We start from the raw sequence: 24810 nt of genomic DNA, 5'->3' as shown, positions 1-24810 counted from the left end.
AGATTGAAGAACGTCGGCGCCTATGTCGTCAGGAGGACATTTCGCGGGCATAGCTGATCCAAAACTGGCAGGCATCTGATCGGGCATGGTGGTATAAAGCTGAAGTAAGTTGATAGCGGGGAGACGGGAGCTGATGGTGATCTGGTCATGGGCAACCAGAAATCTCTGAGTCTGCCAGAGTGACTTGTCGGGACCGATGATCTTTTCGCGTTTTCGGGTTGATTGGTGGGATCCTTCGATCCGGTTACTTAGACCCTTGTGCACTGCGCAGTGTTGGGCTCAGGTTTTGGAAGACACTGAACAATTTCAAAATTTGATTTCGAGAACGAACTCACTTCGGTGTTTCCAGTCGCCTTTGTTCTCGCGCTTTTCTTGTCTTCGCATTGAGACCGGCCCGGGCCTATTCAGCAATTTCGTTGATCAATCGTGTCTCGAGAAGTTGACCGTTCTGGTAAAGGACCGGGTAAGCAATCGATGCAATATGACTGTTGAACTCCCGGAAAGCCCGCAATGTCTCTAGATGAATATCACTGGTTTCGAAGCTTTCCGTTGTTCCATGCTGCAACCGGCGCAGGTGACGCTTGCGGCTTTCACGTTCCACGCGTTTGATTTCGGTTTTCTCAAGGCTGAGAAGCCGGGCGCTTTCCAGATCGTCTGAAACAAGTACATTTGATGCCAGTTTCATGTTTGCAAGAATACCTTCATGCATCTGAACAAGTTCAGACCAGCCATCTTGCGAAAAGCTAGAGCCTTTGGCCCGCATTTCACCGGCCAATACAGTCAGGCGTTTGGCGACAACGTCACCCGCCGTTTCAAGCCTGATCGCAAACTCCATAAGGTCGCGCGCGGTTTTAGCATCGTGTTTTTCATATAGCTCAGGGGGTATCGCGGCGACAAAGGCTCGAATACCCGAGAGGCACCGGTTTACGTCCTCGTCAATGGCCTGAACTGACCGGATCTGTTCTTTGTCTCCGCTGCGGTAAAGTTCAAGAGCAGGACGGAACATGGTTTCGAGAAGATCGCTCATCCGCAGCAGCTCACGCTTGAGGCTCGGCAAGGCCTGATTGGGATTTGCCACGTCTTTCATGTCCAATGCGCTGACCGGTTGTGCGGGTTGCGACTTCTGTACTTTCTGCTGGTTTGGCAAGAGCCTTTCGAGCAAGTTCTGCCAGTGTCCACAAAACGGAAGGGCTAAAACCAAAAGCGACAGGTTGAAAGCAAGATGCACGTTGACTAGCATTTGCCCCCCTTGCGGGTCGCCCAAAAGCCCGGTTCGTAGGGCAAAATTTGCTGCAAACAAACTAGCCAACGCCCAACTTCCTCGCAGCGCCAAATTTGCATAGGGTATTCGTCGGGCCGTCACTGGCATTCCTCGGGTTAGCCATACCGGAATGAAGGCCGAGCCAAAGTTCGCGCCAAAAACCAAAGACATTCCGGCGGCAAATGGGATCGCTCCAATTTGCACAAGTGTCACACACATAAGGATGGCCGCTACCGAGGAATGCATGACGAAGGCTAAGGCACTCCCGACAAGAAATGCAGTGATATAGTCGCGCGACAAGTAATCCGCCACTGCGGGTAAAAATGCACTGTCCCGAATTGGATCCATCGCCTCACGAAGGAACCGAAGTGAGATCAGGATAAAGGCAACGCCCATCAGAATGCGCCCTAGCTGTCGGGCTTTTTTGGCTTCGGTCTTGACGAATAGATAACCGCCAATCGCCAGCAGCATTGGAATAAGCCAGTCCAACCGGAAAGTAAGAATCTGGATGATCAGTGCTGAACCCAGATCGCCTCCGAGCACAATCGCCAGACCGGCAGGAAAACTCAACATTCCACTGGCAGCAAACCCAGAGGTCAACAGCGCCACTGCCGCCGAACTTTGCAGTACAACCGCCATCATCAGACCCACAAGTGAGGCCTGCAGGTAACTGTGCTGTCGCGTCAAAACGCGCTGGAACGACGCTCCATAGCTGCGCTCAATTCCAGTGCGTACCATTCGAACTGCAAAAAGCAGCAACATCGTCGCGCCAGCAAGGCTGATTAAAAAGCTGACTATCGCCATGCTCTACCTCACTCCCACGGTTTGCTTGGAATAACAGGGTGCGCTGCAATCCTGCCAACCAACGACCGGAGACCGACCCGGTGATTTTGCGGCCGAGTAATTTCGATAAAACGCTCAGCGCCCGAGTTTGCTGAAATAAATCGGACGCGTCTGTTCCATCGGGGAAACGCATACACTTTCTTGGTGGTAGGCAGTGGCCCTTGGCACCATAATTGAGAATTGATCTCCACGTCCATTGACCACTGTTTTCCTGGAAGCAGAGAGAGCAACGGCGTGAATTGCTCTAAAGGTATGGCCACAAAGATCAACATTCGTCCTTAATCGCGTTGACAACAATGCCGATTGCACAGTCGAGATCCTTGCGCGTGATCGTTAGCGGCGGTGACAATGTAAGCACACACCCCTGACTGATTTTGTAGCTTAGGCCAGCTTCCAAACAAGCATAATAGATCCGCTCGGCTCGTGCATTTCCAGGTGTCTTGTCGGCACGGTCATCGACAATTTCGACACCAAACATCAGACCACGGCCGCGAATGTCACCGACGATCGGGATGTTCTGAAGCTCGCCCATCAGACGATCCATAGCGTGCTCGCCCAACTCAGCCGCCCGGTCAACCAACCCTTCATCTTCGATGATTTGTATTGTGGTAAGCGCGGCGCGTGCAGTCACCGGGTTTTTTTCGTGTGTATAATGTCCAATGGCAAAGTCTCCGCAGACGTCTAGTTTGGTTCGCGCGATACAAGCTGCAATCGGCAGGATGCCTCCGCCAAGTGCCTTACCCAAGGTGACGATGTCAGGGATAATCTCGTCATGCTCAAAGGCAAACATCTTGCCGGTCTTTCCAAGCCCCGTGGGAATCTCGTCCATGATCAAGAGAGCCCCGTGACGATTACACGCCTCCCGCACAGCTTTCCAGAAGCCCGGTGGCGGCACATAAGGCACCGCGCGCATAGGCTCAGCGATGACCGCAGCTACGTCTCCCTCGCGTTCTAGAACGAACTCGACCATTTTTGCACAAGCCAACCCACAGGTATCTGGGCCGGCGTGATTGTACGGGCATCGGTAACAGGCAAAAGGTGCCACGTGCTCTGCACCCGGGAGAAGCGGGCCGGCTATATGGCTGCGAAATGTCGCCTCGCCGCCGACGCTTGCGGCGCCAAAACCGGCACCGTGGAAGGCATCCCAGAAGCTAATTGTTTTGAACCGACCGGTGGCAGCGCGCGCTATCTTGAGAGCGACCTCGTTTGCATCAGAGCCGCCGGTCGTAAACAGCATTTTCCCAAGGTCGTCTGGCGCGATTTCGGCGAGCTTTTCGGCCAATTCAACCGCGGGATCATTGGTGAAGCGACGGGGTGCGAAAGACAGGTCATCCAGTTGCGCCTTGATCGCGGTGATCAAACGGGGATGTCCGTAACCGATATGATGCACTGAATTGCCATGGAAATCCATGTAACGGCGGCCGTCCAGGTCTTCGACCCAAATCCCCTCAGCTTTGGCAATGGTGCTAACGCATGGCGAGGACAGTGACTGGTGGAGAAACGCGTTAGCGTCGCGTTTCAGCAAGGGTGAAGATTTAGGCCCTATAGATTCCTTCATCCATGCTTTTCGCGCGCTGGAAGTATTGGATTCGCCTTCCGTGTGGACGATTTGTGACATGCTTTTTCCTCAACGCCGCTTGTGAAAAAATGCGGACCTCGCAAAGTCCGCCAGTACCAGGGAGGAACTTGTGGTGCCCCGACCCGGGTCGGGACGGGGCACAAAAACTAGCGTGGCCAGGGCAGCGAGTAAGTTTTTACGTTAGTAAAAAACTTCATTGCCTCGATGACACCTTCTTTGACCCCATTACCGCTGTCCTTGATGCCTCCGAAGGGGGACATTTCGATACGGTATCCGGGTTGTTCCCAAATGTTGCAGGTGCCCACGTTCAGACCGTTGATAAAGGCAATCGCACGGTTCAAGTCGTTCGTACAGACGCCTGAGCTGAGGCCGAATTCGGTACCGTTCGAAATACGCATCACCTCGTCGTCATTGTCCGGAACCCGAACGATGGGCACAATGGGGCCAAAGGTTTCTTCCATCACCAGCTCGCTGTCATGGGGGACCTTATCGACAACGATGGGCGGCAGTAGTGCGCCCTGACGGCCCGGATGATAGAGGATTTCTGCGCCGTCGGCCTCGGCCATGTAAACGCGTTTTTCGAATAGTTCAGCTGCCTTGTCATGGATGACACAGCCCAGTTCGGTCTCGGGGTCTTGTGGGTCGCCGAACTTGATCTGCTTCGCCTTTTCCAGAACCAATGGCACAAACTTGTCGGCCACGCTTTCTTGCACCAGAATACGTTTGATCGCAGTGCAGCGCTGACCCGAATTGCCTGTGGCGCCTGCCACTGCAATGGTCGCGGCCTTCTCAAGGTCCGCGTCAGAAAGATCGTTCAAAACGATCAGAGGGTCATTGCCCCCCAGTTCCAGAGCTTGCCGCTTGTAAACGCCTTTTTCGGCGATCATCTTACCCACCGGCACGCCGCCGGTGAATGTGATGATGTCGATGTTGTCATTGGTGATCATCTCATCGCCAATGTCACCTGGCCAGCCGGTAACCACTTGGAACATCTCGGGTGGCAGACCCGCGTCGTAGAGGATGTCAGCTAATGTCAGCGCCGTCAGTGGCGTCAGTTCCGTCGGCTTACACACCATGCAGTTGTTGGTCGCGATTGATGGCGCGATCTTGTGGCTGACCATGTTAAGCGGATGATTGAATGGTGTGATTGCCGAAATCGCATTCACAGGCTCGCGCATGGTGAATATTTTTCGATCTTTGCCATTATGGGTCAGGTCGCATGAAAAGATCTCGCCATCATCCTTCATCGCCTCAGCGGCGGCGAACTGATAGACATCTTGTGCACGCTTGGTCTCATAAATCGCATGCTGGTGACAGATACCCAGTTCCAACGTCAGCCATTTGGCAAGGTATTCACGACGTTCACCAATCAACTCGCCCGCACGCTGCAGGATCTGGCTGCGCTCATACCGTGTGAGCTTTGGAGTGTAATTCGCCGCGATTTCGAACGCTTTGCGCGCATGTTCTGCCTTGCCGGCGGGTACATGCCCGACAATCTCGTTTGTGTATGGGTACAGAACCGGCACCGTTTCGTCGGTAAAGACGATCTCGCCCCCGATGCGCATTCCTTCATTGCGGATTTCGATTTTCGACATGGTTTGATCTTTCATGGATTACTGCGCCGCCGCTGTGGTTGCATAGAAAAACGCATCAAAATTGCGCAACTCGGGCGCAGTCCCCAAGTCGATAACCCGGTTTACGATGAAAGGAACTTCCTGCTCGGTCAGTCCACCGTGGCTGCGCAGCGGCTCGTTGAGAGCGGCCAGATCGTGGCGGTCTTCAGAGGTACCGATACAGATGTTCTCACCCGAGACCATCACAATATCACCAATGCGGTCACCGGGCAGTTCAAAACGCTTGATCGCCTCTTCTTTGGTCAAAACATGAGTGATGCCGGGTGTAGCTTTCAGTTTGCCGATGATGTCATTGCGATCCGCGTCTTCGGGTAGATAGCAGGTGGCAAACGACCCGAGTGCGCCGTGGTGCACCACATAGGGGTCCGTTATCGGCAAGATGACACGGGCCGCGTCCTTGCCCAGCCATTCATCCACCAGATCCTGCACATATACCACGCTGGGCGAGCCATCGGCGTGGTGCTTGGGCTTCATGCCGTGGTCGGCGGTGACCACGATGGCAGCGCCCATGGCGTCCAGTTCGGTCAGATATTTGTCAAACATCTCATAGAATGCCTTGGCCTCGGCCTGATCGGGTGCGTATTTGTGCTGCACGTAGTCGGTGGTGGTCAGATACATCACATCTGGTTTCCACTCTTTCAGCAATTTGACACCCGCAGCAAAGACAAACTCGGACAACTCTGCCGAATAGACCTCGGGTTGGGCCATGCCCAACCATGCGCTTGCTTTCTCCTGACCATGCTCAGCCTGGGTCGACGTGTCGGACTTTTCCGCAGAGAAGCATTTGGCCCGGTCGTCGTCGAACTTTAGACCCGCCCCCAACAACGCGCGCAGCTTGTCCTTCGCGGTGACTATGGCCACCTTGGCGCCAGCGTCATAGAACTGCTTGAACACGGTCGGTGCACGCAAAAAGCGCACATCGTTCATCATCACTTCTTCACCACTGTCCGGATCAATCAGATAGTTTCCACAGATGCCGTGCACGATAGGCGGACGGCCAGTCGCAATGCTGAGGTTGTTAGGGTTAGTAAACGACGGGATCACCGAATGGGCCAGCCGGTCAGTGCCGGTTTCGCGCATCCGCTTGAGCGTCGGCATCAGACCGTCAGCAATAGCTTTGTCCAGATATTCCGGCTCACAGCCGTCAAGGCAGATGGCAATGGCGGGCACTTTGGGCATCGGGTAGACACGCTCGTTGGCTTCAACAGGGGTGTGGATGGTCATTTGGTTTGTTCCTTGATCCTTAAGCGGCCAGTTTGGCGCGTTCTTCTAAAGCTTGGAGAGGAGGTGTGGCACTCGACACACCCATTTTTTCCAGAGTTTCCTTGGCGGCAATTACAACTTTCCGCATAACCTTGTCGTCCATCTGACCGATGCACCCAACGCGGAAGCTGTCGACGACGGTCAACTTGCCCGGGTAAATGATGAACCCTTTTTCTTTCATCAGTTTGTAGAACTGATCAAAGACAAAGTTTTCATCGGCCGGGCAGAAGAATGTTACGATGATTGGGCTCAGCCAGCGATTGTCGAGCAGAGTTTCGAAACCCAGCTCACGCATGCCGGCGACCACAACATCCCTGTTGCTGGTGTATCGGGCTCCGCGACCGGAAACGCCGCCCTCAGCCGCATGTGCCCTGAGGGCTTCGATGAAAGCGGCAACCACATGGGTGGGCGGCGTAAATCGCCATTGACCGGTTTTGTTCATATGCGCCCACTGCGCGTGAACGTCCAGAGACAGCGAATGACTGTTACCCTTGGCATCCTCAAGCTCGTTCTTGCGCGCGATTATGAACCCAAACCCCGGAACACCCTCAATACACTTGTTGGCGGACGAAACCATTGCCTCATAGCGGACTTCCGTAGGCTTCAACTCGATCGCACCAAAGGCTGACATTGAGTCGACAAGAAGTTTGCGACCAGCGGCGTAAACCGCCTCCGATATTTCCTCTACCGGATTCAGAATGCCCGAGCTTGTTTCGCAGTGGATAGCAACGACATGGGTGATCGCGGAATCATTCGCCAGAATCTCGGCAACTTCTGAACCACGCGGCGGCAGATAGTCGCCCTTGTCCAAGACAACATGATCGCGTTCCAGATACTCGAGCGTTTGCGCCGAGCGTTGACCGTAAGCGCCATTGGCCAGCACCAATGCCTTGCCATCGCGCGGAATGAACGAAGCCAGCATCGCCTCTACTGAAAACGATCCGCTCCCCTGCATCGGTACACAGTCAAACTCATCGGCGCCCTCGCCAAGCAATGCCAAAAGACTGGAGCGCAACTCCTGGGTCATACCCCGGAAGTCATCATCCCAGCTTCCCCAATCCCTCAACATGGCTTCTTTCACGGCGTATGACGTGGTCAAGGGGCCAGGAGTTAGTAGATAGGGCTCGCCGAGACGCGGTTGTTCAATTTGAGGAAAAGAAGACGTCATAACCAAGCTCCAGATCAACGTTTCAAAGACACAGTTGCAGCAACCGCAGCTATATGTGAAATTGCAAATATCAATCTAATTATAAGCTCAGCCTATGCTCGAACCTTCAGGAGTTTGAAATGCGACATAGCCAGCTCAAAGCCTTTCATTTCGTGGCCAAATATGGTGGGTTTTCGCGTGCTGCAGAGGCGCTTTTTTTGACGCAGCCAGCAATCTCAGAGCAGGTTCGCAAACTTGAGCAGGATCATGATTTGTTGTTGTTCAAGCGTGAGCGAAAAAGAGTGAACCTAACCCCGGAGGGGACGCAGCTTTACCGGTACACCAAACAGTATTTTGAGATCGAGGATCAGATAGAGGACTATCTGTCAGAAACGAGGGCTGCGATCGACGGCGAGCTGCGGATCCTTGCCGATTCCGCGCACCACTTGACCGACTTTCTGGGGCCGTTCCGAGAAAAATATTCAAACATTACGATTACCGTCCGCGCTGGCAACACCGAGGACATTTTGGAGGAACTCAGATCTTACAACGCAGAAATTGGTGTTGTTGGCAGCGTGTCTCCCGGCAAGGACATGAGCGTTCTTAGCCTCGGTTCGACCGAGATCGTGGCATTCACGGCCCGCAGTTTGCTTCTCGCCTCAAAACCTACATTGTCCCTCGCAGAGTTGGCGGAGTTGCCTCTCATCTTCAGGGAACAGGGATCAAAAACACGTCAAAAGCTCGAAGATGAAGCCAGTAAACGGGGGGTGCCGCTGAAACCGGCGATTGTGGCCGAAGGAAGAGAGGCCGTCAGAGAGTTGGTGGCATCAGGTGCAGGTATCGGGTTCGTGTCCCAGGCAGAATACGGTCACGACGACCGTCTCAGACAAATCAAGTTGCAAGACGTCGACCTGCAAATGGGAGAAAGTATGATCTATCTCTCCCAACGGCGTGAGGTGAAGACCATTCGCGCCTTCATGAAATTCGCCAATTCTGTTCTAGAAGAAAAACAAAACCCCACCAATCAGTGATCGGTGGGGAGATGCCTAAATGGGTTTTCTTGTTAGCGGGTTCGCCAGGCTTGCGTGCGACCGAGGACGCCTTTGGAAGCAATCAGGTGGATGATCCGCGCTGCGGCGTTTGTGTAGAAGATCATCATCCCCATTGCGGCAGCCGGCGCAATATCGCCCGCATCGTCCATGTTTAGCACTGCAATAGATGCCAACGTGGTTTTGGGCGAGTATAGGAACACAACCGCAGATACCGTCGTCATTGCGTTTACGAACAGATAGATTGATATGTCCAGCACGGCTGGCAGGCAAACAGGGACCGTGACACGGGCAAACAACTTCATCGTCGGTTGCTTGAGCGAGGCTGATACCGACTCGAATTCTCTGTCCATCTGCTTGAGCGCTGTCACTGCCGTCAGGTGCGACACAGTATAGAAGTGTGTCACCGTACAGATCACCAAAATTGCCATTGTTCCGTAGATACCGTTCAGCGGATTAGACGGGCTATTGAAGAAGAAGATGTATGACAGCCCCAGTACCATGCCCGGGATCGCCATTGGCAGCATCGCGAACATCTGAAAGATCGATCGACCTGTTCTGAACCCGTTCGACTTTTCAACCAGATAGGCACCAAAGAAGACGACTGAAGTACCGATCACCGCCGTCAAAAGCGCCAGCTTGATCGAGTTAATGTAGGAGCCCCAACCGCCACCATCCATCTTGTTGAAATCGTAGTTCTTCAGGCTCAGGCTCAGGTCGTAGGGCCAAAACTTGATGAGCGCCGCGAATTGGCACACAGCCAACAGCCCAACGATGAACAAACCGATCAGACAGCAATAGACTAGAAAGAACCGATCTGCCTTTCGATTTGGGGTTGGCTGGTACGGGACCGACCGGGCCGACAATAAGGCAACCTGCTTTGATTGCACCATGCGGTCGATCGCGAACGCCAGGATTGCCGGGATCACCAGAACGACCGAGACTACGGCACCCATTTCAAAGTTCTGCTGGCCGATCACCTGCTTGTAGATATCAACTGCCAGAACGTTGAACTGACCTCCAATCACTTTTGGCAGACCAAAATCAGTTATGACCAGATTAAATACAACGAAAGCGGCCGAGATCAGACCATATCGCGCGCCGGGAACGGTGACCGTCCAAAAAGTACGCCACGGCGTTGAACGCAGGCTGACCGCAGCTTCGTATAGTCGTGCATCAGAGATCGCCAGTGCCGTTGAAATGATTAGGAAGGCGTGCGGGAAGGTGAAGAACACCGAGCCTATCACGATGCCAATCGGACCATAGATACTGGCGCCGAACAGCAACTCTTTTATCATGCCCTGATTGCCGAACAGATAGACCAGCGCGATCCCGGGCAACAGCGAAGGCACCAGGATCGGAGCCATCGCAATCAGACGAAACACACCCTTGAACCGCATGCAACTCCGGTTCAGCGCATAAGCGAACCAGAACGCCAAAGTTACTGTGACAATGGTGCTAATTACAGAAATCCAAAGGGAGTTCTTGATAGAATTGAACAGTGCCGGGGTTGAGAAGTAGTTGACGAAATTTTCCAAGCCTCGCGATTGAACTGGCCTCAGCTGAACCCGCCGGAACTGATTGGAATCGAGCGTGACCCAATCCGTATTGTCTTGCAGCGTAGAACCGACAAGAAACCGCCCGGTGTCGCTTGTGTTACGGATTTGGTACATGACCGGACTGCGAAAGCTGAAATCGGGAAAAAGCTCGGTTACCGATAGCCGCCCGTCTGAGCCGGTAGACAGATCGGTGCCTGAAAAAGCCCCGATTTGTTCGTTCAGTGTGTCGGCTGACAGGATGGTTCCGTCAAATTGCCCCGCTTCGTCACTGACCTGAAACTCGTATTGTGACAACTCCATCCGATAGGTCGAGAATGACTTGGAAAGCATCGTGTAAAGCGGCAGGACCAACGTCGCGACCAGATAGAGTGCGATCACGAACATGCTGCCGCGCATCAGGATGTCATCCCTGCTGAGCTTGGGTTTGATGTCAGGCCCAGCTGGAAGAGTCCCCGGGTTGGTTGAAATCTCGCTCATGCTGCCGTCTCCGGAACATCAAAGGCCATTAGCCGGTTTTCGGGCAGTTCAATCACCATGGTCCTACCCTCTTCCAGTTCTAGGCGGCGCACGGCATTGATCGAAAAATCTGCGATCAGTTCCGAAGATCCAAATCGCTCGTTGCTTAAGCGGCATCGCCAGAATGAACCGAGGAATTCCATTTCATCGAGAGTGACGTCGATGCAATTCCTGTTGCCGCCGGTATCGAGATAACCAGCCTCATGCGGGATGATATCCTCCGGTCGGATCGCCGCAATCGCTGGCATTCCGTCGTTGTACGTGTGGCTGAGGCACGCAAAGGTCTTTTCGCCGACACTCAGTCGACCACCCTTGGTGACCTGAGACTGGATCTGGTTCATTTCCCCGATGAAGTCTGCCACGAACAAGTTTGCGGGTTCTCGGTAAATTTCTGTAGGTGACCCCACCTGCTCGATAACCCCATGATTCATGACCACGATCCGGTCCGCCATCGCCAGCGCTTCTTCCTGATCATGCGTAACCATCACAGTAGTCACACCCAGTTTGCGCTGCAGCTCTTTGATTTCGTGACGTAGATGGACGCGCACCTTTGCGTCCAATGCCGAAAGCGGCTCATCCAGCAACAAGAGACCGGGGTTGGTCGCAATGGCGCGGGCCAACGCAATCCGCTGCTGCTGGCCACCGGACAATTGCGCAGGATACTTTTTACCCTGTTCAGACAGCCCGACCAAATGAAGCAGTTCGCTGACACGAACGGCAATATCCGATTTGCTGCGACCAGTGTTTTCCAGGCCGAAAGCAATGTTCTTTTCGATCGTCAAGTTCGGGAACAAGGCGTAAGACTGGAAAACAATCCCGAAATCACGCTCTGACGGCGGCAGATTTGACACATCCTTGCCGTCTTGCATGACAGTGCCCTTGGTTTGCAGATCGAGACCCGCAATCGCCCGGAGCAAGGTTGTTTTGCCGCAACCCGACGGCCCCAGAAAGCAGACAAATTCGCCTTCATTGATTTCGAGGGATATGTCCTTGAGTGCAAGAAAGCTGCCGAACGCCTTCCACAAATTCTGGATGCTTAGATACAGTTCACCGGGTGGGGTTTTCTGAAGCACGGGAGCGGTCCTCATATCTGCACCTCGGGAACGGCCGATCTGGGCCGGTTGAAGCCGGGCGCGCTGGTCGCGTTGTTTGGAAAAATAGAGTGGTGTGCAGAAGAGGTGCTTACACCTCTTCTGCAGGTTGGTTTACTTCGCTTCAGACTTCCCGTCATAGCGAGACTGCCATTCTTTCAGTATCGCCGCGCGGTTGTTGGCGGCAAATTCAAAGTCGTTGTCGATCATCGCATCCAGAAGACCTTCAGGGAAGTGCTCGACCGGTTTTGCGACGCCAGGATAGGCGACAACGGCGTACCCTGTGTTGTACATCTCGTTGGCTTCCTTGGTGACGGTGAAATCAACCAGTTTCTGCGCGGCTTCGAGATTTGCAGTACCGGCAACAATAGCGGTCGCTTCCATGTCCCAGCCGACACCTTCTGACGGGACAATGATCTCAAGCGGCGCACCATCAGCTTTCGACTTAGCACCACGGAAAGCAAAAGAGATGCCAATCGGGATCTCACCTGCAGCAGCCAGTTTGCACGGCTTTGAACCAGAGTGGGTATATCGCGCGATGTTCTCGTGCAATCCGTCCATGTACTCCCAGCCGCCTTCTTCGCCGAACATCTGCAGCCAACTTGAAACATCAAGGAAACCAGTGCCCGACGAGTTCGGATTTGGCATAATCACCTGATCCTTATACATGGGGTCTGTAAGATCCTTCCACGATGTCGGCGGCGTCAATCCCGCTTTCTCGGCCTCGACGGTATTGTAGCAAACTGCGGCAACCCAAGCGTCCATGCCAACCCACGCCGGAGGATTGTCGCCATCGACAAATTTCGCGTCTAGGTCGCCAACACCCGCAGGCGCGTAAGGCTCCAGCATACCTTCGGACTTGAGCAACAAAAGCGAAGTGGCTGCGAGACCCCACACGACGTCTGCCTGAGGGTTGTCCCTCTCGGCCAACAGTTTGGCGGTGATGATCCCGGTCGAATCCCGGACCCAGTTGATTTTGATGTCCGGATTGCTCGCATTGAACGTCTCAGCGTAGCGCGCCAGGTCTTCAGCTTCGACGGCTGTGTAAACTGTCAATTCGGTTTCAGATAACGCAACTGTAGCAGTCAAGGAGCTTACGGCCAGGGCTGCAAGAAATTTGGTCTTATGTTTCATCGTGATCCTCTGTCGGTTGATTATTCTCGGGAACGCCATTCTTGAGCAGCGCTTATTTGCAGTTCCATGCCCCGGCAGTGTGACAGATAAATAGATCAAGAAAAATCGATTATACCTTCCACATCATAAGCAAAACCTATGTAAGGCAATCCGCCTTAGCGCTCGGAATTGAGTGTCATACCCCATTGATATGAGATAGGAACTCTCCCTGCACCAGTCACCCAGGAGTTTCGTTCAAATCAGTGCGCTTCGGCATTGGCCCATCGAACGGGCGGTGGGCTACGAAATCCGAGGCTACATACTGCTACCTGTCGACTGACCAGCCGCCAATCGAACATGACTGTCATAGTGCTCGCAAATACCTTCGCAAATGTCTGACGTCAGCACTTGCGGGACAGTACAGGTCGATTTGATAAGAGAGATTTTCTGGCACATCGTACCCGCCAAGGAGTGGAGGTGAGATAGAAACCCAGAACACGTAAGAGCCACGGCTAAAAGATCGTCAAGGATATCCGTCGTGCTACCCGCAAGCACTATTCAGCGGAAGAGAAGATCTGGATCGTTCTGGACAAGCGCAAGGGCGAAGGCAGCATTGTGGAGCTGTGCTGCCGGGCAGGCATTGCTCAGAGTCTGTACTATAGCTGGTCCAAAGAACTCCCTGAAGCTGGCAAGAAGCGCCTCGCGGGCTATAAGATACGTGCGGCGACCTTATCCGAAGTTAAAGACCTGCGCCTTGGACTCGTTATCCCGCAACTTCCTTCTCCTTAGTCCAACTTGTACGTCATCTTGTTAGGGCCAGAACCACAATTCCAACTGCCACGATTATCGCCGCCAGGAGCCTGTTGGATTTTGGACCCTCACCAAACCACATCACACCTATTATTGAAGCGAAGATGACCGAACTTTCTCGGAGCGCTGATACAACACCCAACGGCGCGAAACTCTTAACATAGAGCACCAGACCATAGGCTAAGCCGGAAATGATTCCTCCTGCTAAACCTGACCAGACATATCTCTTTGGAAGTGCGATGAGGCGGTCCCACCGAGTCGAGAAGATGAACCCCGCCACGAAGATCTCGGCCACGAACAATACCGTGATATATCCAAGCGTATTCCCTGAGAGTCTCACGCCAATACCGTCAACCAGAGAGTAGGAAGCAATCATCAAACCAGTTCCGAATGCCGCCGCGATGCCTACCCAGTTCGTTCCCTTTCCAAGTCCGCCAAAAGACAGGCAACCGATGCCGGCCGAAATGCAGACAATACCGATCCACGCGCCCGGAGGAAGGAATTCACCGGCAAGAAAGACCGCTCCCAACGCCACTAATATGGGCGTTATCCCGCGCGAGATGGGGTACACCACCGATAAATCGCCGTAACGGTAGGCGGTGTTGAGAAACCAGTAGTATCCCCAATGAATCAAGGTGGAACCAATAATGTATGGAATTGCAGCCATTACTGGAAAGCCCGTAAAAGGAAGCACGGCAAGCGCAGGTATGGCATGCCCGATCGAGATTAATCCCAACATAATGGCCTTGTCAGGCGCGCCCTTTACGACCGCATTCCACAGCGCATGAAGGAAAGCCGCAAACAGTACGATGAGGATCGCATGTACTGTCATAACTCGTCGCAATCAGCGAAAACGCCTTGTAGACACATATGATTTTGCACCTCTATGCGCTCTGCTTTATGCGCTGATCGATTGGCGTTCTACTAAATCTTTGCTTGTATCGCTGCGAAAGCGTCGTACAGGAAACAAATCCACAGGCCAATGCAATTTCTGTCATATACAGGTCAGTGAATTCGGCGATGGCATGAGCCTTCTCCAACCGCTCTGCCATATAGTTTGGCTTTGAGTTCGTCATGGTTCGTAACGAGGTTAGGCATTGATTGGCGGTCAAAACCGTCAGGCTTCAGTGTCTTGAGAGAATTCAATCAGAATTGAAGAAAACGTATTATATGCGAAATGAACGCCGCAGGGCCCTATACCCGCCTCAAGGCCAAATCCGTTAACAACATTCAACACGCCAGCAGGCAGGATATCCGCGATCAGTTCACAGATCACCATGATTGTCGCTGGCGTTGCTTGGCCGGATTCAGAACCACGCAATAGCTAGCAGCTCCAGATTGTCTGCCAGCTTTTGCACTATCCGCGTGAGAACATTCGCACGCTCGGTCACGCTGGTCGAACCTCAGGTATCGGCAGCCGAATGCGCTGGGTCCAGCGCGGCCTCAACGACTGAAGCATCAGACCGTGCGATCTGGCCAATGGGCTGGACGGGAATCGGGCTTAGATTGTCAAAGTACCGGCCTGCCTTTGGCTTGCAAAATTCGCCTCCGATCAAATTGCCATAGCGGGATGCAAAGGGCGAGATACTCGTTACCGCCTGCAGATTGGTCATCTCATTCATTGAATTTCTCCATAAGTTCACGGTCGGGGGTTTTGACATCCCGCGCATCGGCTGATGCAGCGGTGTGGAACCCGGCCCACCGTTCTTGTTGTACGGCGACTTGGCTAACATGATGAATTTTCAGAATGTATCCGACCATAATAGTATTACTTTGGTCGCTGCTTGGGGTCTTCCTGTCCGCAATCGCCGAGAGCGCCAAAAAATGTGCCTCAAATGTAAGCGCTTGCACGAATCAAATGTAAGCGCTTACAGTGTCGCTCAGAACTGCAACCTTTTCGGATCCTGTTTTATGTTCCTTACCGCCTCGCTGATCGTCTTTGTCATCTACTTCGCCAACGTCGCTCTGGGGGCCTTTGCAGCAAGCGCATTCCTTGGGGACGTGGGCGAAATGCTGGTTCTGTTTGCCGCGTCGATATTGTTTGTCGTCGCCATTCTTCAAAAAGAGGCTGACCGAAACAAAAAGAACGGCAGCTAAGGATTTCTGGGAGGAAACATAATGGACAAAGATCGCAAGGACCTTGCGTCGGCAGCACGCCGAAATTTTCTGAAATTGACGGCAACAGGCGGCTTCACGGCGGCCATGGTAGCTGGTGCTGCGGGGACGTTGTGGTCAACTGAAGCTGCAGCGCAAAGTGCCAGCGAAGAGCGCGACCGCGAGGCTGCAGCGGACCATATCATGGTTCTGGCAACTGCCTATCCGGTCGGTGCGTCGCGTGGTTATCCAATCATGCAGCTGGACCTGAAGGAAAACATCCAGAACGCGACCAACGGCAAGGTCTATGTCAAACTCGCGCCTGGCGGGCAGCTGGGTGCAGGCGGCGCGCTGGTGCAGGCGGTGCAGGGTGGCACAATTCAGGCAGCACAGCATTCGCTTTCGAACTTCGCGCCATTTGCCTCGACCGTTGACCTGATCAACATGCCGTATCTGTGCGGGTCAAACCAGCGTTTCACAAACCTCGTCAACTCGCAGTTCTGGAAGGACACGGTCGAGCCGAAGGTTGAGGAGAACGGCTTCAAGGCGCTGTTTTATATCAACATCGACCCCCGTGTCGTTGCCATCCGCAAGGGTGGCCCCGGACCGGTCTTGACACCAGGCGACCTGTCCGGCGTCAAGTTCCGCGTTCCCGGCTCGAAGATGCTGCAGCAATACTACCGCATGGTTGGTGCAAATCCGACGCCTGTGGCCTGGGGAGAAACCCCGTCTGCGATCAAACAGGGCGTCGCTGACGCGCTTGACCCGTCCGTGGGTGCGCTCGAAGTCTTTGGTTTCAAAGATATCCTGAGCCATGTGACTTTCACCCAGGCCGTGCCAGACAGCCAAGTTTATTCGTGCAACCTGGAATGGTTTAACTCAATGCCCGCCGACGTGCAGGAAGGGATCATGTGGGGGTCCGAGATGACCTCGCACCAGAACCTTGCCAAAGTGCCATCGGCCCGCGCCTACGCTATGGCCGAACTGATCAAAGCAGGTGTCGAATTCCACTCGCTCAGCGAAGAGCAACTGGCCGAATGGAAAGCCGCTGGTGGCTACCAACGGTCCGAATGGGACGAGTTCAAGATCGATCTGGCCGGGTCCATGGACAACTTCGCCAAGATGGAAGAAGCCGCAGGTACCCAAGGCAAGTACTACGTGCATGACGCTTAACTGTCGGGTCGGGCGTGCCTCCACGCGCGCCCGATCACCAATATTCTCCCGCCTCAGTGAAATCCAAACGCGTCAGCGCGGTGCGTTTTGCTAGGCAAATCAGCAGGTTCTCACATGAGCTTTTTGCGCCGAATTGATAGAGACGCCGAGCGTTGGTTGCTTCTGGTCTTCTACGTGATGCTTGTCATCACCATGGCGATCGAGGTGCTGCGCCGGGAAATATTCTCTTTTTCCTCGATCTGGGGCGAAGAAATTGTGCGGTACTCCTTCATCTATCTCGCATGGATTGGTGCTGCGGCTGCAGTGAAAGAGCGCGCGCATATCCGCATTGACGTGCTGATGCACTACCTTGGGCCGCGTCCGAAGGCTTTGCTGTATATCTTTGGCGACCTGGTGATGTTCGGTGTTGCTGTGATTGCCCTCTATTGGTCCTACGAAGCCGTGCATGTGTCTGCCAAATTCGGGTCGGTCACGGACGGGCTGCGCATTTCCAAAGTATGGTTCCTGATGGCGGTTCCATTGGGGTTCGGCTTGATCATATTGCGGCTGATTCAATCCCTACTGCGCGACATCCATTCTCTCAGAACGGGCAAACCCGTTTTTGAGGGCGACACACTCTTTGATTGAGGGATGATTTGAATGCTTTGGCAAACCTTTGATCAAACCGTCGAGCTGGGTTGGGATTTCTATCTGCCCGTTATCATATTCGTCTCGCTGATTGCTCTGGCGGTTCCGGTTTGGGCCGCCATCGGGACCTCGGCGATCCTGATGTTGGTCATGTCCGGCGACCTTCCCCTGAGCCTTGTTGGTGAAAAGCTGTTCACCGGCATTGATGCCTTTGCGCTGACCGCGGTGCCGCTGTTTATCCTGACAGGGGACGTGCTGGTCCGAACCGGGCTCAGTCGAAAATTCCTTGATGTTGCCGAGGCATTGACGTGTTTCACCAAAGGTGGTTTCGGGTCTGCGACGGTTCTTGTCTGTGGCATGTTCGCGGCCATTTCGGGATCGGACGCAGCTGGTGCGGCCGCGGTCGGACGTATGACTATCGCACGCTTGGTCGAAAGCGGCTATCCGCGTCCCTATGCCTGCGCTCTGGTGGCGGCGGGCGCCTGTACCGGCATTTTGATCCCACCGTCGATCGCCTATATCATCATCGGCCTTGTTCTGGGGATATCCGCATCGACCCTGTTCCTTGCGGCCTTGATCCCGGGGATCGCGATCCTGTTGTCGATCCTGATCACGAACCTGATCGTGAACCGCATCTACGCCTATGAAGGTGGCGGACAGATGACGATGGCCGAATGGTTGGGTAATTTGGGCCGTGCTCTAAAATCCGGTTGGTATGCGTTTATCGTGCCGGGCATCATCTTTTACGGCATATTCTCGGGCCGCCTGACACCAACAGAAGCGGGTGCAACGGCCGTCGTCGTGACAATCATCATGGGCTTTATTCTGCGGACGCTGTCCCTTGCGGATTTTCCCGCCATGCTGGTCAGTTCGGCAAAGGTGAACGGCGTCATCCTTCCCATAATCGCTTTCTCGGCTCCGCTGGCCGAAGCGCTGGCCATCATGGGCGTTCCGCAAGGTTTTGTGACATCGGTGACCGGGCTGACGGATGAACCATGGTTACTGATCCTGCTGATGATCGGAATCCTGATCGCCGCCGGTTGCGTTATGGAAACCACGCCGAATATCGTGATCCTTGCGCCTATCCTGAAACCACTCGCGGACAACATCGGCATGAACGAGATACAGTTCTGCATCATGATGATCACAGCTCTTGGCGTAGGCTTCATCACGCCGCCATTGGGGCTCAACCTGTTCGTGGTGTCTGGCATAACCGGGGAATCCATCCTCAAGATTGCCGCCCGTGCCGTTCCCTTTGTTCTTTGCATGTTCTTGGTTGTGTTGCTGATTGCTTATATGCCAGCGATTTCGACTACGTTCTTGCCCGAAATCTACAAGTAGGACCTCGCTAAGATGAAACGTGAATACCTGAAAAAAGCGACCCTAACCGCTAAATCGGATGCTTCCGAAGTCCACGAGACGGTCAGGACAATTCTGGCTGATATTGAGGCAGGCGGAGATGCAAAGGCTATGGAATACGCCGCCAAGTTCGATCGGTACGAGGGCAATGTCCTGTTGACCGCCGAAGAAATCGAGGCGGCAGGAGCGCTTGTGCCGGAGAGGCTGAAAGCGGACATCCGGTTTGCGCATGACAACGTCAAACGGTTTGCCGAGGCGCAAAAGGCCACAGTATCCGATGTCGAGGTTGAAATCGTACCGGGCATGATTGCGGGGCAAAAGGCTATCCCTGTTGATGCGGCGGGCTGTTATGTGCCCGGCGGTCGCTATAGCCACATTGCATCGGCCATCATGACTGTAACAACGGCCAAAGTTGCAGGTTGTCGTCACATTACCGCCTGTTCGCCACCCCGTCCCGGTGTAGGAGTTGCCCCGGCCATCATTTATGCCGCGAACCTATGTGGCGCGGACAAGATTATGGCACTTGGTGGCGTTCAGGGTGTGGCTGCAATGACGTTCGGACTGTTTGGCCTGCCCAAGGCCAACATCCTCGTGGGCCCCGGCAATCAGTTTGTTGCCGAAGCCAAGCGCATTCTTTTTGGCCGTGTCGGGATCGACATGATCGCGGGCCCAACGGACAGTTTGATCCTGGCGGATGCGACCGCTGATCCACATATCGTGGCAACGGATTTGGTCAGCCAGGCCGAGCATGGCTATAATTCGCCTGTTTGGCTGGTCACAGATGACCGGGTGTTGGCCGAAAAGGTGATGGAGCTTGTGCCTGCCCTGATCGATGATCTGCCCGAAGTGAACCGCGACAACGCCTTTGCCGCCTGGCGCGACTATGCCGAAGTAATCGTATGTCCAGACCGCGAGGAAATGGCCGCGTGCTCCGATGATTACGCGCCCGAACATCTGACGGTACAGGCCGAAGATCTGGATTGGTGGCTTGATCGGCTCACCTGTTACGGCTCGCTGTTCCTTGGGGAAGAGACAACCGTTTCCTATGGCGACAAGGCAACGGGCACCAACCATGTGCTGCCAACGTCAGGGGCCGCGAATTATACCGGCGGTTTGTCGGTCCATAAATACATGAAGATCGTCACTTGGCAGCGCGCCACACGCGAAGGTGCCAAGCAGGTGGCCGAAGCCACAGCGCGCATTTCCCGCCTTGAGGGGATGGAAGGGCACGCCCGTGCTGCGGATGTTCGTCTGGCCAAGTATTTCCCGGATGAAGCGTTCGACCTGACTGCAAATGGCTGATCCACGATCTCTGTTCGACCTGACTGGCCGCGTGGCCTGTGTAACCGGCGCCAGCTCCGGCCTCGGGCGGCGTGCGGTCATCGCACTGGCAAGTGCCGGGGCCCGCGTGGTGGGCGTAGCCCGGCGCGAGGACGCCCTGCAGCGCTTGCAAAACGAGGTCGGCGAAGATGTGGACTACGTTGCAGCGGATGTCGCCGACCGTGATGCACTCCCACACTTGGTAGAAGCGGTCAGCGCACCGTTCGGAGCGCCAGACATCATTGTGCACGCCGCTGGCATCAACACCCGTCAGACGGCGGATGACGTGACACCAGAAGGTTGGGATCAGACCGTGGCGCTAAACATCTCGGCTCCGTTTTTTCTGAGCCAGGCGTTGGTGCCCGCGATGAAGGCCAAGAGGTGGGGGCGGATCGTGAATTTTGCATCGCTCCAAACCACGCGCGCTTTTCCCGGTGGCATCGCCTATGGGACGACCAAGGCGGGCATTGCCCAACTGACCCGCGCTATGGCCGAGGCGTGGTCGACTTATGGCATCACAGCCAATGCGATTGGGCCTGGGTTTTTTCCGACAGAGCTGACCGAGACCGTCTTTGCCGATCCGAACCGAGCCACGCGCAATGCCGCCCAGACCTGCATCGGACGCAATGGCCGTTTGGATGACATGGACGGCCCCATGCTGTTTCTCTGCTCGGACGCGTCCGGTTACGTGACCGGACAAACCTTGATGGTCGACGGAGGGTTCACAGCAAAATGAAAGCGTTGGTCTACGAAGGTGTCGAAACGCTTGGTGTGCGCGAAGTCCCCAACCCGACAGTCGGTCAGGGCCAGTCGCTGGTTCGTATCGAAGCCTCGGGCATCTGCGGATCGGACATGCATGCCTATCTTGGCCACGACGACAGGCGCCCTGCGCCCCTGATCCTTGGCCATGAGGCCGCAGGTGTGATTGAAGGCGGCGCCCGTGACGGCGAACGGGTCACGATCAACCCGCTGGTCAGTTGTGGCACCTGTCCCGCGTGTCAGACGGGCCGCGATAATCTGTGCCCGGACCGTATGATCATTTCCATGCCGCCGCGCGAAGGAGCCTTTGCTCAATATGTGGCAATGCAAGGCAGCAATCTTATCGTGGTGCCGGATCATGTTCCGTTGCAAAAGGCTGCACTGGCCGAACCTCTGGCCGTCAGTTGGCATTCCATACGGTTGGGACTGATGGCGCTTGATCCGGGTGCCAGCCGCACGGCGCTTGTGCTGGGCGGCGGGGCCATTGGCCTTGCTGCGGCCCTTGCCCTCAAGGCACAAGGGGTCGATGACGTAACCGTTGCTGAACCAAGCGACAAGCGACGCACATTCCTGGAAGATGAATGCCTAGTGAAATCTGTACCCGCAGGGGCAGGGCAGTACGGCATCGTGGTCGACGCCGTCGGATACGCGGCAACACGCGCGGCAGCTTCTGCCATGGCTGAACCGGGGGGTGTCATTGTCCACATCGGCCTGGGCGAAGACACGGGTGGCCTCGATATCCGGCGGATGACCTTGCAAGAGGTGACGTTCATCGGAACCTATACCTACACACCGGAGGACTTCCGGGAAACCTGCACCGCGCTTTTCGATGGTGCGCTTGGCCCGCTAGACTGGGCAGAACATCGCAGCCTGAATGATGGACCGCAGGCATTTGCCGATCTACGATCGGGAGTGGTTGCAGCCCCCAAAATCATCCTCGACCCGTGGGCCTGACACTTATGATCACCAACCAAATGGAGACACTTCATGTACCATAAAATCCTCGTCCCCATGGCGCTGGACCATGGCGTGTCGACTCATACACTTGAGATAGCCAACGCGCTGCGTGCAAAAGATGCCCAGATCTTCGCCCTTCACGTTCATGAGGCGCCCCAAGGCTCTGTCAGTGCGTATCTGGACGAAGAAATGGTTGCCGCCGGGTTTGAAAAAGCGCGTGCTGATCTTGAGGGCAAATTGTCTGGACATCCCGGTGTCACGCCTGTGATTGTAAAAGGACATTCGGCCCGCACTATCATTGACTATTCCGAGGCTCATGGCATCGATTGCATCGTGCTTGGATCCCACAAACCTGGTCTGAGAGATTATTTCCTGGGCTCCACAGCTGCTCGCGTCGTGCGGCACGCAGGCTGTGCCGTCCATGTGCATCGCGCGTCCTCTTGATGACGCTCTCCTCTCCTTTCAAGAAAGGCCTTTCTGTAACATGAACATAGACAAGAAGATCACCGACGATCTTGTCGCGAATGACATCTCGTTCGTGACGACGGTGCCCTGCAAACAGCTTGCGGGCGTTATCGAGGAAATTGACCAACACCCCGATATCTTCCATATTCCGTCGAACAAGGAAGACGAGGGCATGGGCCTGTGTGCCGGTGCGTGGATGGGTGGAAAACGCCCTGCGATCATCATGCAGAACACAGCCATTGGGGTGACGATCAACACTCTTGCGACGTTGATCCAGTATTACCGGATGCCTCTGCCGATGTTGATCAGCTACCGCGGAGAGCTCCGCGAACCTGTGGCGTGCCAGGTGGAAATGGCGGTGCATACCAAGGCGCTGCTGGCGCAGATGAATATCCCCACCTACCACTTCCATCACCAGAAGGATGTGGAAGAGCTGGATATGATCCTGAAGTATACCTTTATGTGCAACAAACCCGTGGCAATCCTGACCGATGCCAATTTCTGGGGAGGCTATGGCGACCAATGATCCGTTCTGAAATCCTCAAGGAAATTGCACCTCAACTCCGAGATCAGCTGGTGGTGTGTAACATCGGCATTCCCAGCCAAGAGCTGCATGCCATCGACGATCAACCAACGAATTTCTACATGCTGGGCACTATGGGCCTTGCCTCGTCCATCGGGCTGGGTCTGGCGCTGGTGCAGCCTAAAACCGTGATCTCAATCGATGGGGACGGGTCGGTGTTGACCAATCTGGGCACCTTGCCAACCATCGGGAACAATATGCCTCCGAATTTCATCCTGATGGTTATCGACAACGGATCATATGGATCAACCGGTGATCAGCCGACCTATACAGGGCGTAAAACCGATCTGGCGGGCATGGCGCGTGCGGCCGGATGTGATAATGTCGTTGAAGTACAGGATGTTGATACCGGCAAAGCATTGCAAGAGGCGATGGACGCACAGGTCGGCACGGTCATGATCGTGAAATGCGACAGCGGAAATGCCAAGATGCCAGTCATTACAATGGACCCGGTGATCATCAAGGATCGCTTTATGAAAGCGGTGGCTGGTTGATGAACCGCGCCGCGCGAATTCATTCCAGTGAGGATGCGCGGCGTTTGGCCAAGGCACGTCTGCCTTGGATGGTGTTTGACTATATCGATGGGGCCGCAGGGTCAGAAACGGGGGCTGCGCGTAACCGCGCTGCTCTGGATGACATTTGCCTTGAACCCCGGATACTGAAAGATGTCAGCCATCGGTCTTTGGACATGCCGCTGTTTGGCAAGATCGCCAAGCGGCCCTTTGGCATTGCGCCGATGGGCATGTGTAATTTGTCCAGACCCGGTGCCGATCTGATGCTGGCGCGGTTGGCCGCGCGCGAATCCGTGCCTTTGGGGGTCTCGACCGTGGCCTCAACCCCGCTGGAAAAAATGATTGAGGTTGCCGAAGGGCACGCGTGGTTCCAGCTTTATTTCAGCGGGGACGGAACGGGGTCATTCAAGCTGGCAAAGCGGGCGCAAGATGCCGGATACGAAACCCTGATCGTAACCGTCGACGTGCCCGAGGTTGGTCGCCGACCGCGTGAGTTGCGCCATGGTTTTACCATGCCGTTTCGTATCGGCCCACGCCAGTTTCTGGACTTTGCCCTGCACCCGCAATGGTCGCTTATGTCACTTGCCGCAGGTCGTCCGCAGATGGCAAATTTCGAGATGCCGGGCTTTGAATTCGACCGCACCGAAAGCCGCGCGAGGGCGACTTGGACAACATTGAAGGCTCTGCGCGATTTGTGGCAGGGCAACCTGGTAGTAAAAGGCGTGACCAACGCCGAGGATGCGCTGCAGCTGAAATCCGAAGGCGTTGACGCCATTCAAGTGTCAAATCATGGCGCACGGCAACTTGAAAGCGCACCCGCTGCCGTTCACGCGCTGGGCCGGATACGAGACAGCGTTGGTGCGGATTTTCCGCTATTCTACGACAGTGGCTTACGATCTGGCGAAGACGTTCTGAAAGCCCTCGATCAGAGTGCAAATTACGTGTTTTTTGGCCGCGTATTGCAATTTGCCATCGCCGCGGCCGGCGAAGAAGGTTTGCATAGACTGTGGAATATCCTCAGCGAAGAGTTGTCCAGTGCGCTTGCTCAGGTTGGTCGGACGAAACTGACCTGAAGCAACTGAACAAATGTGAATGC

General features: G+C 54.8%; 22 protein-coding genes and 1 pseudogene. 13 read left to right on the top strand and 10 right to left on the bottom strand.

The genetic code is table 11. The features are described from left to right. Window positions 1–400 precede the first annotated feature (400 nt). From AC2FLB_RS06890 to AC2FLB_RS06870, 5 genes are all read right to left on the bottom strand, one after another. Window positions 401–2065, bottom strand: a complete 1665-nt coding sequence (locus AC2FLB_RS06890; RefSeq protein WP_496708909.1) for a Na/Pi cotransporter family protein — start codon at window positions 2063–2065, stop codon at window positions 401–403. Window positions 2066–2369: 304 nt separating this feature from the next. Next, window positions 2370–3722 carry a (R)-1-hydroxy-2-aminoethylphosphonate ammonia-lyase gene (pbfA, locus tag AC2FLB_RS06885; protein ID WP_496702332.1) on the bottom strand — a complete coding sequence of 451 codons (1353 nt, stop codon included), beginning with the start codon at window positions 3720–3722 and terminating at the stop codon, window positions 2370–2372. A 107-nt stretch (window positions 3723–3829) separates the two neighbouring features. Beyond that, window positions 3830–5293, bottom strand: coding sequence for a phosphonoacetaldehyde dehydrogenase (gene phnY, locus AC2FLB_RS06880; RefSeq protein WP_496692052.1), 1464 nt, complete (start codon window positions 5291–5293; stop codon window positions 3830–3832). 3 nt (window positions 5294–5296) lie between these two features. Further along, complete coding sequence (gene phnA / locus AC2FLB_RS06875; protein WP_271949911.1) at window positions 5297–6541, bottom strand: phosphonoacetate hydrolase; 1245 nt, start codon at window positions 6539–6541, stop codon at window positions 5297–5299. 19 nt (window positions 6542–6560) lie between these two features. Next, a complete protein-coding gene (locus tag AC2FLB_RS06870) occupies window positions 6561–7748 on the bottom strand; it encodes a 2-aminoethylphosphonate--pyruvate transaminase (RefSeq protein WP_496692054.1) in 1188 nt (395 codons plus the stop codon). Between the two features lie 119 nt (window positions 7749–7867). Here AC2FLB_RS06870 and AC2FLB_RS06865 point away from each other — a divergent pair, with 119 nt between their 5' ends. Then, window positions 7868–8758 carry a LysR substrate-binding domain-containing protein gene (locus AC2FLB_RS06865; RefSeq protein ID WP_142637687.1) on the top strand — a complete coding sequence of 297 codons (891 nt, stop codon included), beginning with the start codon at window positions 7868–7870 and terminating at the stop codon, window positions 8756–8758. A 32-nt stretch (window positions 8759–8790) separates the two neighbouring features. Here the strand turns inward: AC2FLB_RS06865 and AC2FLB_RS06860 are convergent, their stop codons facing one another. The 3 genes from AC2FLB_RS06860 to AC2FLB_RS06850 all read right to left on the bottom strand — a co-directional run bounded on the left by AC2FLB_RS06860 (window position 8791) and on the right by AC2FLB_RS06850 (window position 13076). Next, window positions 8791–10812, bottom strand: coding sequence for a putative 2-aminoethylphosphonate ABC transporter permease subunit (locus AC2FLB_RS06860; RefSeq protein WP_281973208.1), 2022 nt, complete (start codon window positions 10810–10812; stop codon window positions 8791–8793). Next, complete coding sequence (locus AC2FLB_RS06855) at window positions 10809–11939, bottom strand: putative 2-aminoethylphosphonate ABC transporter ATP-binding protein (RefSeq protein WP_496708908.1); 1131 nt, start codon at window positions 11937–11939, stop codon at window positions 10809–10811. The genes AC2FLB_RS06860 and AC2FLB_RS06855 overlap by 4 nt, the downstream gene beginning before the upstream one ends. A gap of 117 nt (window positions 11940–12056) precedes the next feature. Next, on the bottom strand, window positions 12057–13076 hold the full coding sequence (locus tag AC2FLB_RS06850; protein ID WP_281973206.1) for a putative 2-aminoethylphosphonate ABC transporter substrate-binding protein: 1020 nt from the start codon (window positions 13074–13076) through the stop codon (window positions 12057–12059). Window positions 13077–13574: 498 nt separating this feature from the next. Between AC2FLB_RS06850 and AC2FLB_RS06845 the strand changes: the two are divergent. Continuing rightward, a pseudogene (locus AC2FLB_RS06845) lies at window positions 13575–13808 on the top strand (transposase); the annotation flags it as partial. Between the two features lie 49 nt (window positions 13809–13857). Here AC2FLB_RS06845 and AC2FLB_RS06840 read toward each other — a convergent pair. Beyond that, a complete protein-coding gene (locus AC2FLB_RS06840; RefSeq protein WP_496701306.1) occupies window positions 13858–14697 on the bottom strand; it encodes an EamA family transporter in 840 nt (279 codons plus the stop codon). Window positions 14698–15268: 571 nt separating this feature from the next. After that, complete coding sequence (locus AC2FLB_RS06835) at window positions 15269–15487, bottom strand: hypothetical protein (protein WP_496708907.1); 219 nt, start codon at window positions 15485–15487, stop codon at window positions 15269–15271. Between the two features lie 289 nt (window positions 15488–15776). On the opposite strand from AC2FLB_RS06835, the gene AC2FLB_RS06830 reads away from it, so the two are divergent. The 11 genes from AC2FLB_RS06830 (at window position 15777) to AC2FLB_RS06780 (ending at window position 24787) form a co-directional block, all read left to right on the top strand. Continuing rightward, window positions 15777–15962, top strand: a complete 186-nt coding sequence (locus tag AC2FLB_RS06830) for a hypothetical protein (RefSeq protein ID WP_142637697.1) — start codon at window positions 15777–15779, stop codon at window positions 15960–15962. Between the two features lie 21 nt (window positions 15963–15983). Then, complete coding sequence (locus tag AC2FLB_RS06825) at window positions 15984–17132, top strand: TRAP transporter substrate-binding protein (RefSeq protein WP_142637699.1); 1149 nt, start codon at window positions 15984–15986, stop codon at window positions 17130–17132. A gap of 114 nt (window positions 17133–17246) precedes the next feature. Continuing rightward, entirely contained in the window at window positions 17247–17759 is a 513-nt protein-coding gene (locus AC2FLB_RS06820) for a TRAP transporter small permease (protein ID WP_281973202.1), read from the top strand. Window positions 17760–17771: 12 nt separating this feature from the next. Further along, a complete protein-coding gene (locus AC2FLB_RS06815; protein WP_142637703.1) occupies window positions 17772–19100 on the top strand; it encodes a TRAP transporter large permease in 1329 nt (442 codons plus the stop codon). Between the two features lie 12 nt (window positions 19101–19112). Beyond that, on the top strand, window positions 19113–20420 hold the full coding sequence (hisD, locus tag AC2FLB_RS06810) for a histidinol dehydrogenase (RefSeq protein ID WP_496708906.1): 1308 nt from the start codon (window positions 19113–19115) through the stop codon (window positions 20418–20420). Beyond that, window positions 20413–21174, top strand: a complete 762-nt coding sequence (locus AC2FLB_RS06805) for an SDR family NAD(P)-dependent oxidoreductase (protein WP_496708905.1) — start codon at window positions 20413–20415, stop codon at window positions 21172–21174. The genes hisD and AC2FLB_RS06805 overlap by 8 nt, the downstream gene beginning before the upstream one ends. Continuing rightward, complete coding sequence (locus AC2FLB_RS06800; RefSeq protein WP_496708904.1) at window positions 21171–22151, top strand: zinc-dependent alcohol dehydrogenase; 981 nt, start codon at window positions 21171–21173, stop codon at window positions 22149–22151. Before AC2FLB_RS06805 ends, AC2FLB_RS06800 begins: the two co-directional genes overlap by 4 nt. A 33-nt stretch (window positions 22152–22184) precedes the next feature. Beyond that, window positions 22185–22598 carry a universal stress protein gene (locus tag AC2FLB_RS06795; RefSeq protein ID WP_281973199.1) on the top strand — a complete coding sequence of 138 codons (414 nt, stop codon included), beginning with the start codon at window positions 22185–22187 and terminating at the stop codon, window positions 22596–22598. Window positions 22599–22638: 40 nt separating this feature from the next. Further along, window positions 22639–23145, top strand: coding sequence for a sulfopyruvate decarboxylase subunit alpha (comD, locus tag AC2FLB_RS06790; RefSeq protein ID WP_142637714.1), 507 nt, complete (start codon window positions 22639–22641; stop codon window positions 23143–23145). Further along, a complete protein-coding gene (gene comE / locus AC2FLB_RS06785) occupies window positions 23142–23696 on the top strand; it encodes a sulfopyruvate decarboxylase subunit beta (RefSeq protein ID WP_496692063.1) in 555 nt (184 codons plus the stop codon). The genes comD and comE overlap by 4 nt, the downstream gene beginning before the upstream one ends. Then, window positions 23696–24787, top strand: a complete 1092-nt coding sequence (locus AC2FLB_RS06780; RefSeq protein ID WP_496701291.1) for an alpha-hydroxy acid oxidase — start codon at window positions 23696–23698, stop codon at window positions 24785–24787. Before comE ends, AC2FLB_RS06780 begins: the two co-directional genes overlap by 1 nt. Window positions 24788–24810 lie beyond the last annotated feature (23 nt).

The sequence above is a fragment of the Ruegeria sp. CDSA236 genome (assembly GCF_059611285.1).
Note: the sequence above shows the minus strand (reverse complement) of the source record. Positions and strands in the feature narration are given on the sequence as shown.

What these genes read in the sequence shown, in the direction of transcription:
- AC2FLB_RS06865 (WP_142637687.1), top strand. Translation starts at nt 7,868, where the DNA reads ATGCGACATAGCCAGCTCAAAGCCTTTCATTTCGTGGCCAAATATGGT.
- AC2FLB_RS06780 (WP_496701291.1), top strand. Translation starts at nt 23,696, where the DNA reads ATGAACCGCGCCGCGCGAATTCATTCCAGTGAGGATGCGCGGCGTTTG.
- AC2FLB_RS06815 (WP_142637703.1), top strand. Translation starts at nt 17,772, where the DNA reads ATGCTTTGGCAAACCTTTGATCAAACCGTCGAGCTGGGTTGGGATTTC.
- comE (WP_496692063.1), top strand. Translation starts at nt 23,142, where the DNA reads ATGATCCGTTCTGAAATCCTCAAGGAAATTGCACCTCAACTCCGAGAT.
- AC2FLB_RS06800 (WP_496708904.1), top strand. Translation starts at nt 21,171, where the DNA reads ATGAAAGCGTTGGTCTACGAAGGTGTCGAAACGCTTGGTGTGCGCGAA.
- AC2FLB_RS06860 (WP_281973208.1), bottom strand. Translation starts at nt 10,812, where the DNA reads ATGAGCGAGATTTCAACCAACCCGGGGACTCTTCCAGCTGGGCCTGAC.
- AC2FLB_RS06830 (WP_142637697.1), top strand. Translation starts at nt 15,777, where the DNA reads ATGTTCCTTACCGCCTCGCTGATCGTCTTTGTCATCTACTTCGCCAAC.
- AC2FLB_RS06835 (WP_496708907.1), bottom strand. Translation starts at nt 15,487, where the DNA reads ATGAATGAGATGACCAATCTGCAGGCGGTAACGAGTATCTCGCCCTTT.
- AC2FLB_RS06840 (WP_496701306.1), bottom strand. Translation starts at nt 14,697, where the DNA reads ATGACAGTACATGCGATCCTCATCGTACTGTTTGCGGCTTTCCTTCAT.
- AC2FLB_RS06795 (WP_281973199.1), top strand. Translation starts at nt 22,185, where the DNA reads ATGTACCATAAAATCCTCGTCCCCATGGCGCTGGACCATGGCGTGTCG.
- hisD (WP_496708906.1), top strand. Translation starts at nt 19,113, where the DNA reads ATGAAACGTGAATACCTGAAAAAAGCGACCCTAACCGCTAAATCGGAT.
- comD (WP_142637714.1), top strand. Translation starts at nt 22,639, where the DNA reads ATGAACATAGACAAGAAGATCACCGACGATCTTGTCGCGAATGACATC.
- AC2FLB_RS06850 (WP_281973206.1), bottom strand. Translation starts at nt 13,076, where the DNA reads ATGAAACATAAGACCAAATTTCTTGCAGCCCTGGCCGTAAGCTCCTTG.
- AC2FLB_RS06870 (WP_496692054.1), bottom strand. Translation starts at nt 7,748, where the DNA reads ATGACGTCTTCTTTTCCTCAAATTGAACAACCGCGTCTCGGCGAGCCC.
- phnA (WP_271949911.1), bottom strand. Translation starts at nt 6,541, where the DNA reads ATGACCATCCACACCCCTGTTGAAGCCAACGAGCGTGTCTACCCGATG.
- AC2FLB_RS06805 (WP_496708905.1), top strand. Translation starts at nt 20,413, where the DNA reads ATGGCTGATCCACGATCTCTGTTCGACCTGACTGGCCGCGTGGCCTGT.
- AC2FLB_RS06855 (WP_496708908.1), bottom strand. Translation starts at nt 11,939, where the DNA reads ATGAGGACCGCTCCCGTGCTTCAGAAAACCCCACCCGGTGAACTGTAT.
- AC2FLB_RS06890 (WP_496708909.1), bottom strand. Translation starts at nt 2,065, where the DNA reads ATGGCGATAGTCAGCTTTTTAATCAGCCTTGCTGGCGCGACGATGTTG.
- AC2FLB_RS06820 (WP_281973202.1), top strand. Translation starts at nt 17,247, where the DNA reads ATGAGCTTTTTGCGCCGAATTGATAGAGACGCCGAGCGTTGGTTGCTT.
- pbfA (WP_496702332.1), bottom strand. Translation starts at nt 3,722, where the DNA reads ATGTCACAAATCGTCCACACGGAAGGCGAATCCAATACTTCCAGCGCG.
- phnY (WP_496692052.1), bottom strand. Translation starts at nt 5,293, where the DNA reads ATGAAAGATCAAACCATGTCGAAAATCGAAATCCGCAATGAAGGAATG.
- AC2FLB_RS06825 (WP_142637699.1), top strand. Translation starts at nt 15,984, where the DNA reads ATGGACAAAGATCGCAAGGACCTTGCGTCGGCAGCACGCCGAAATTTT.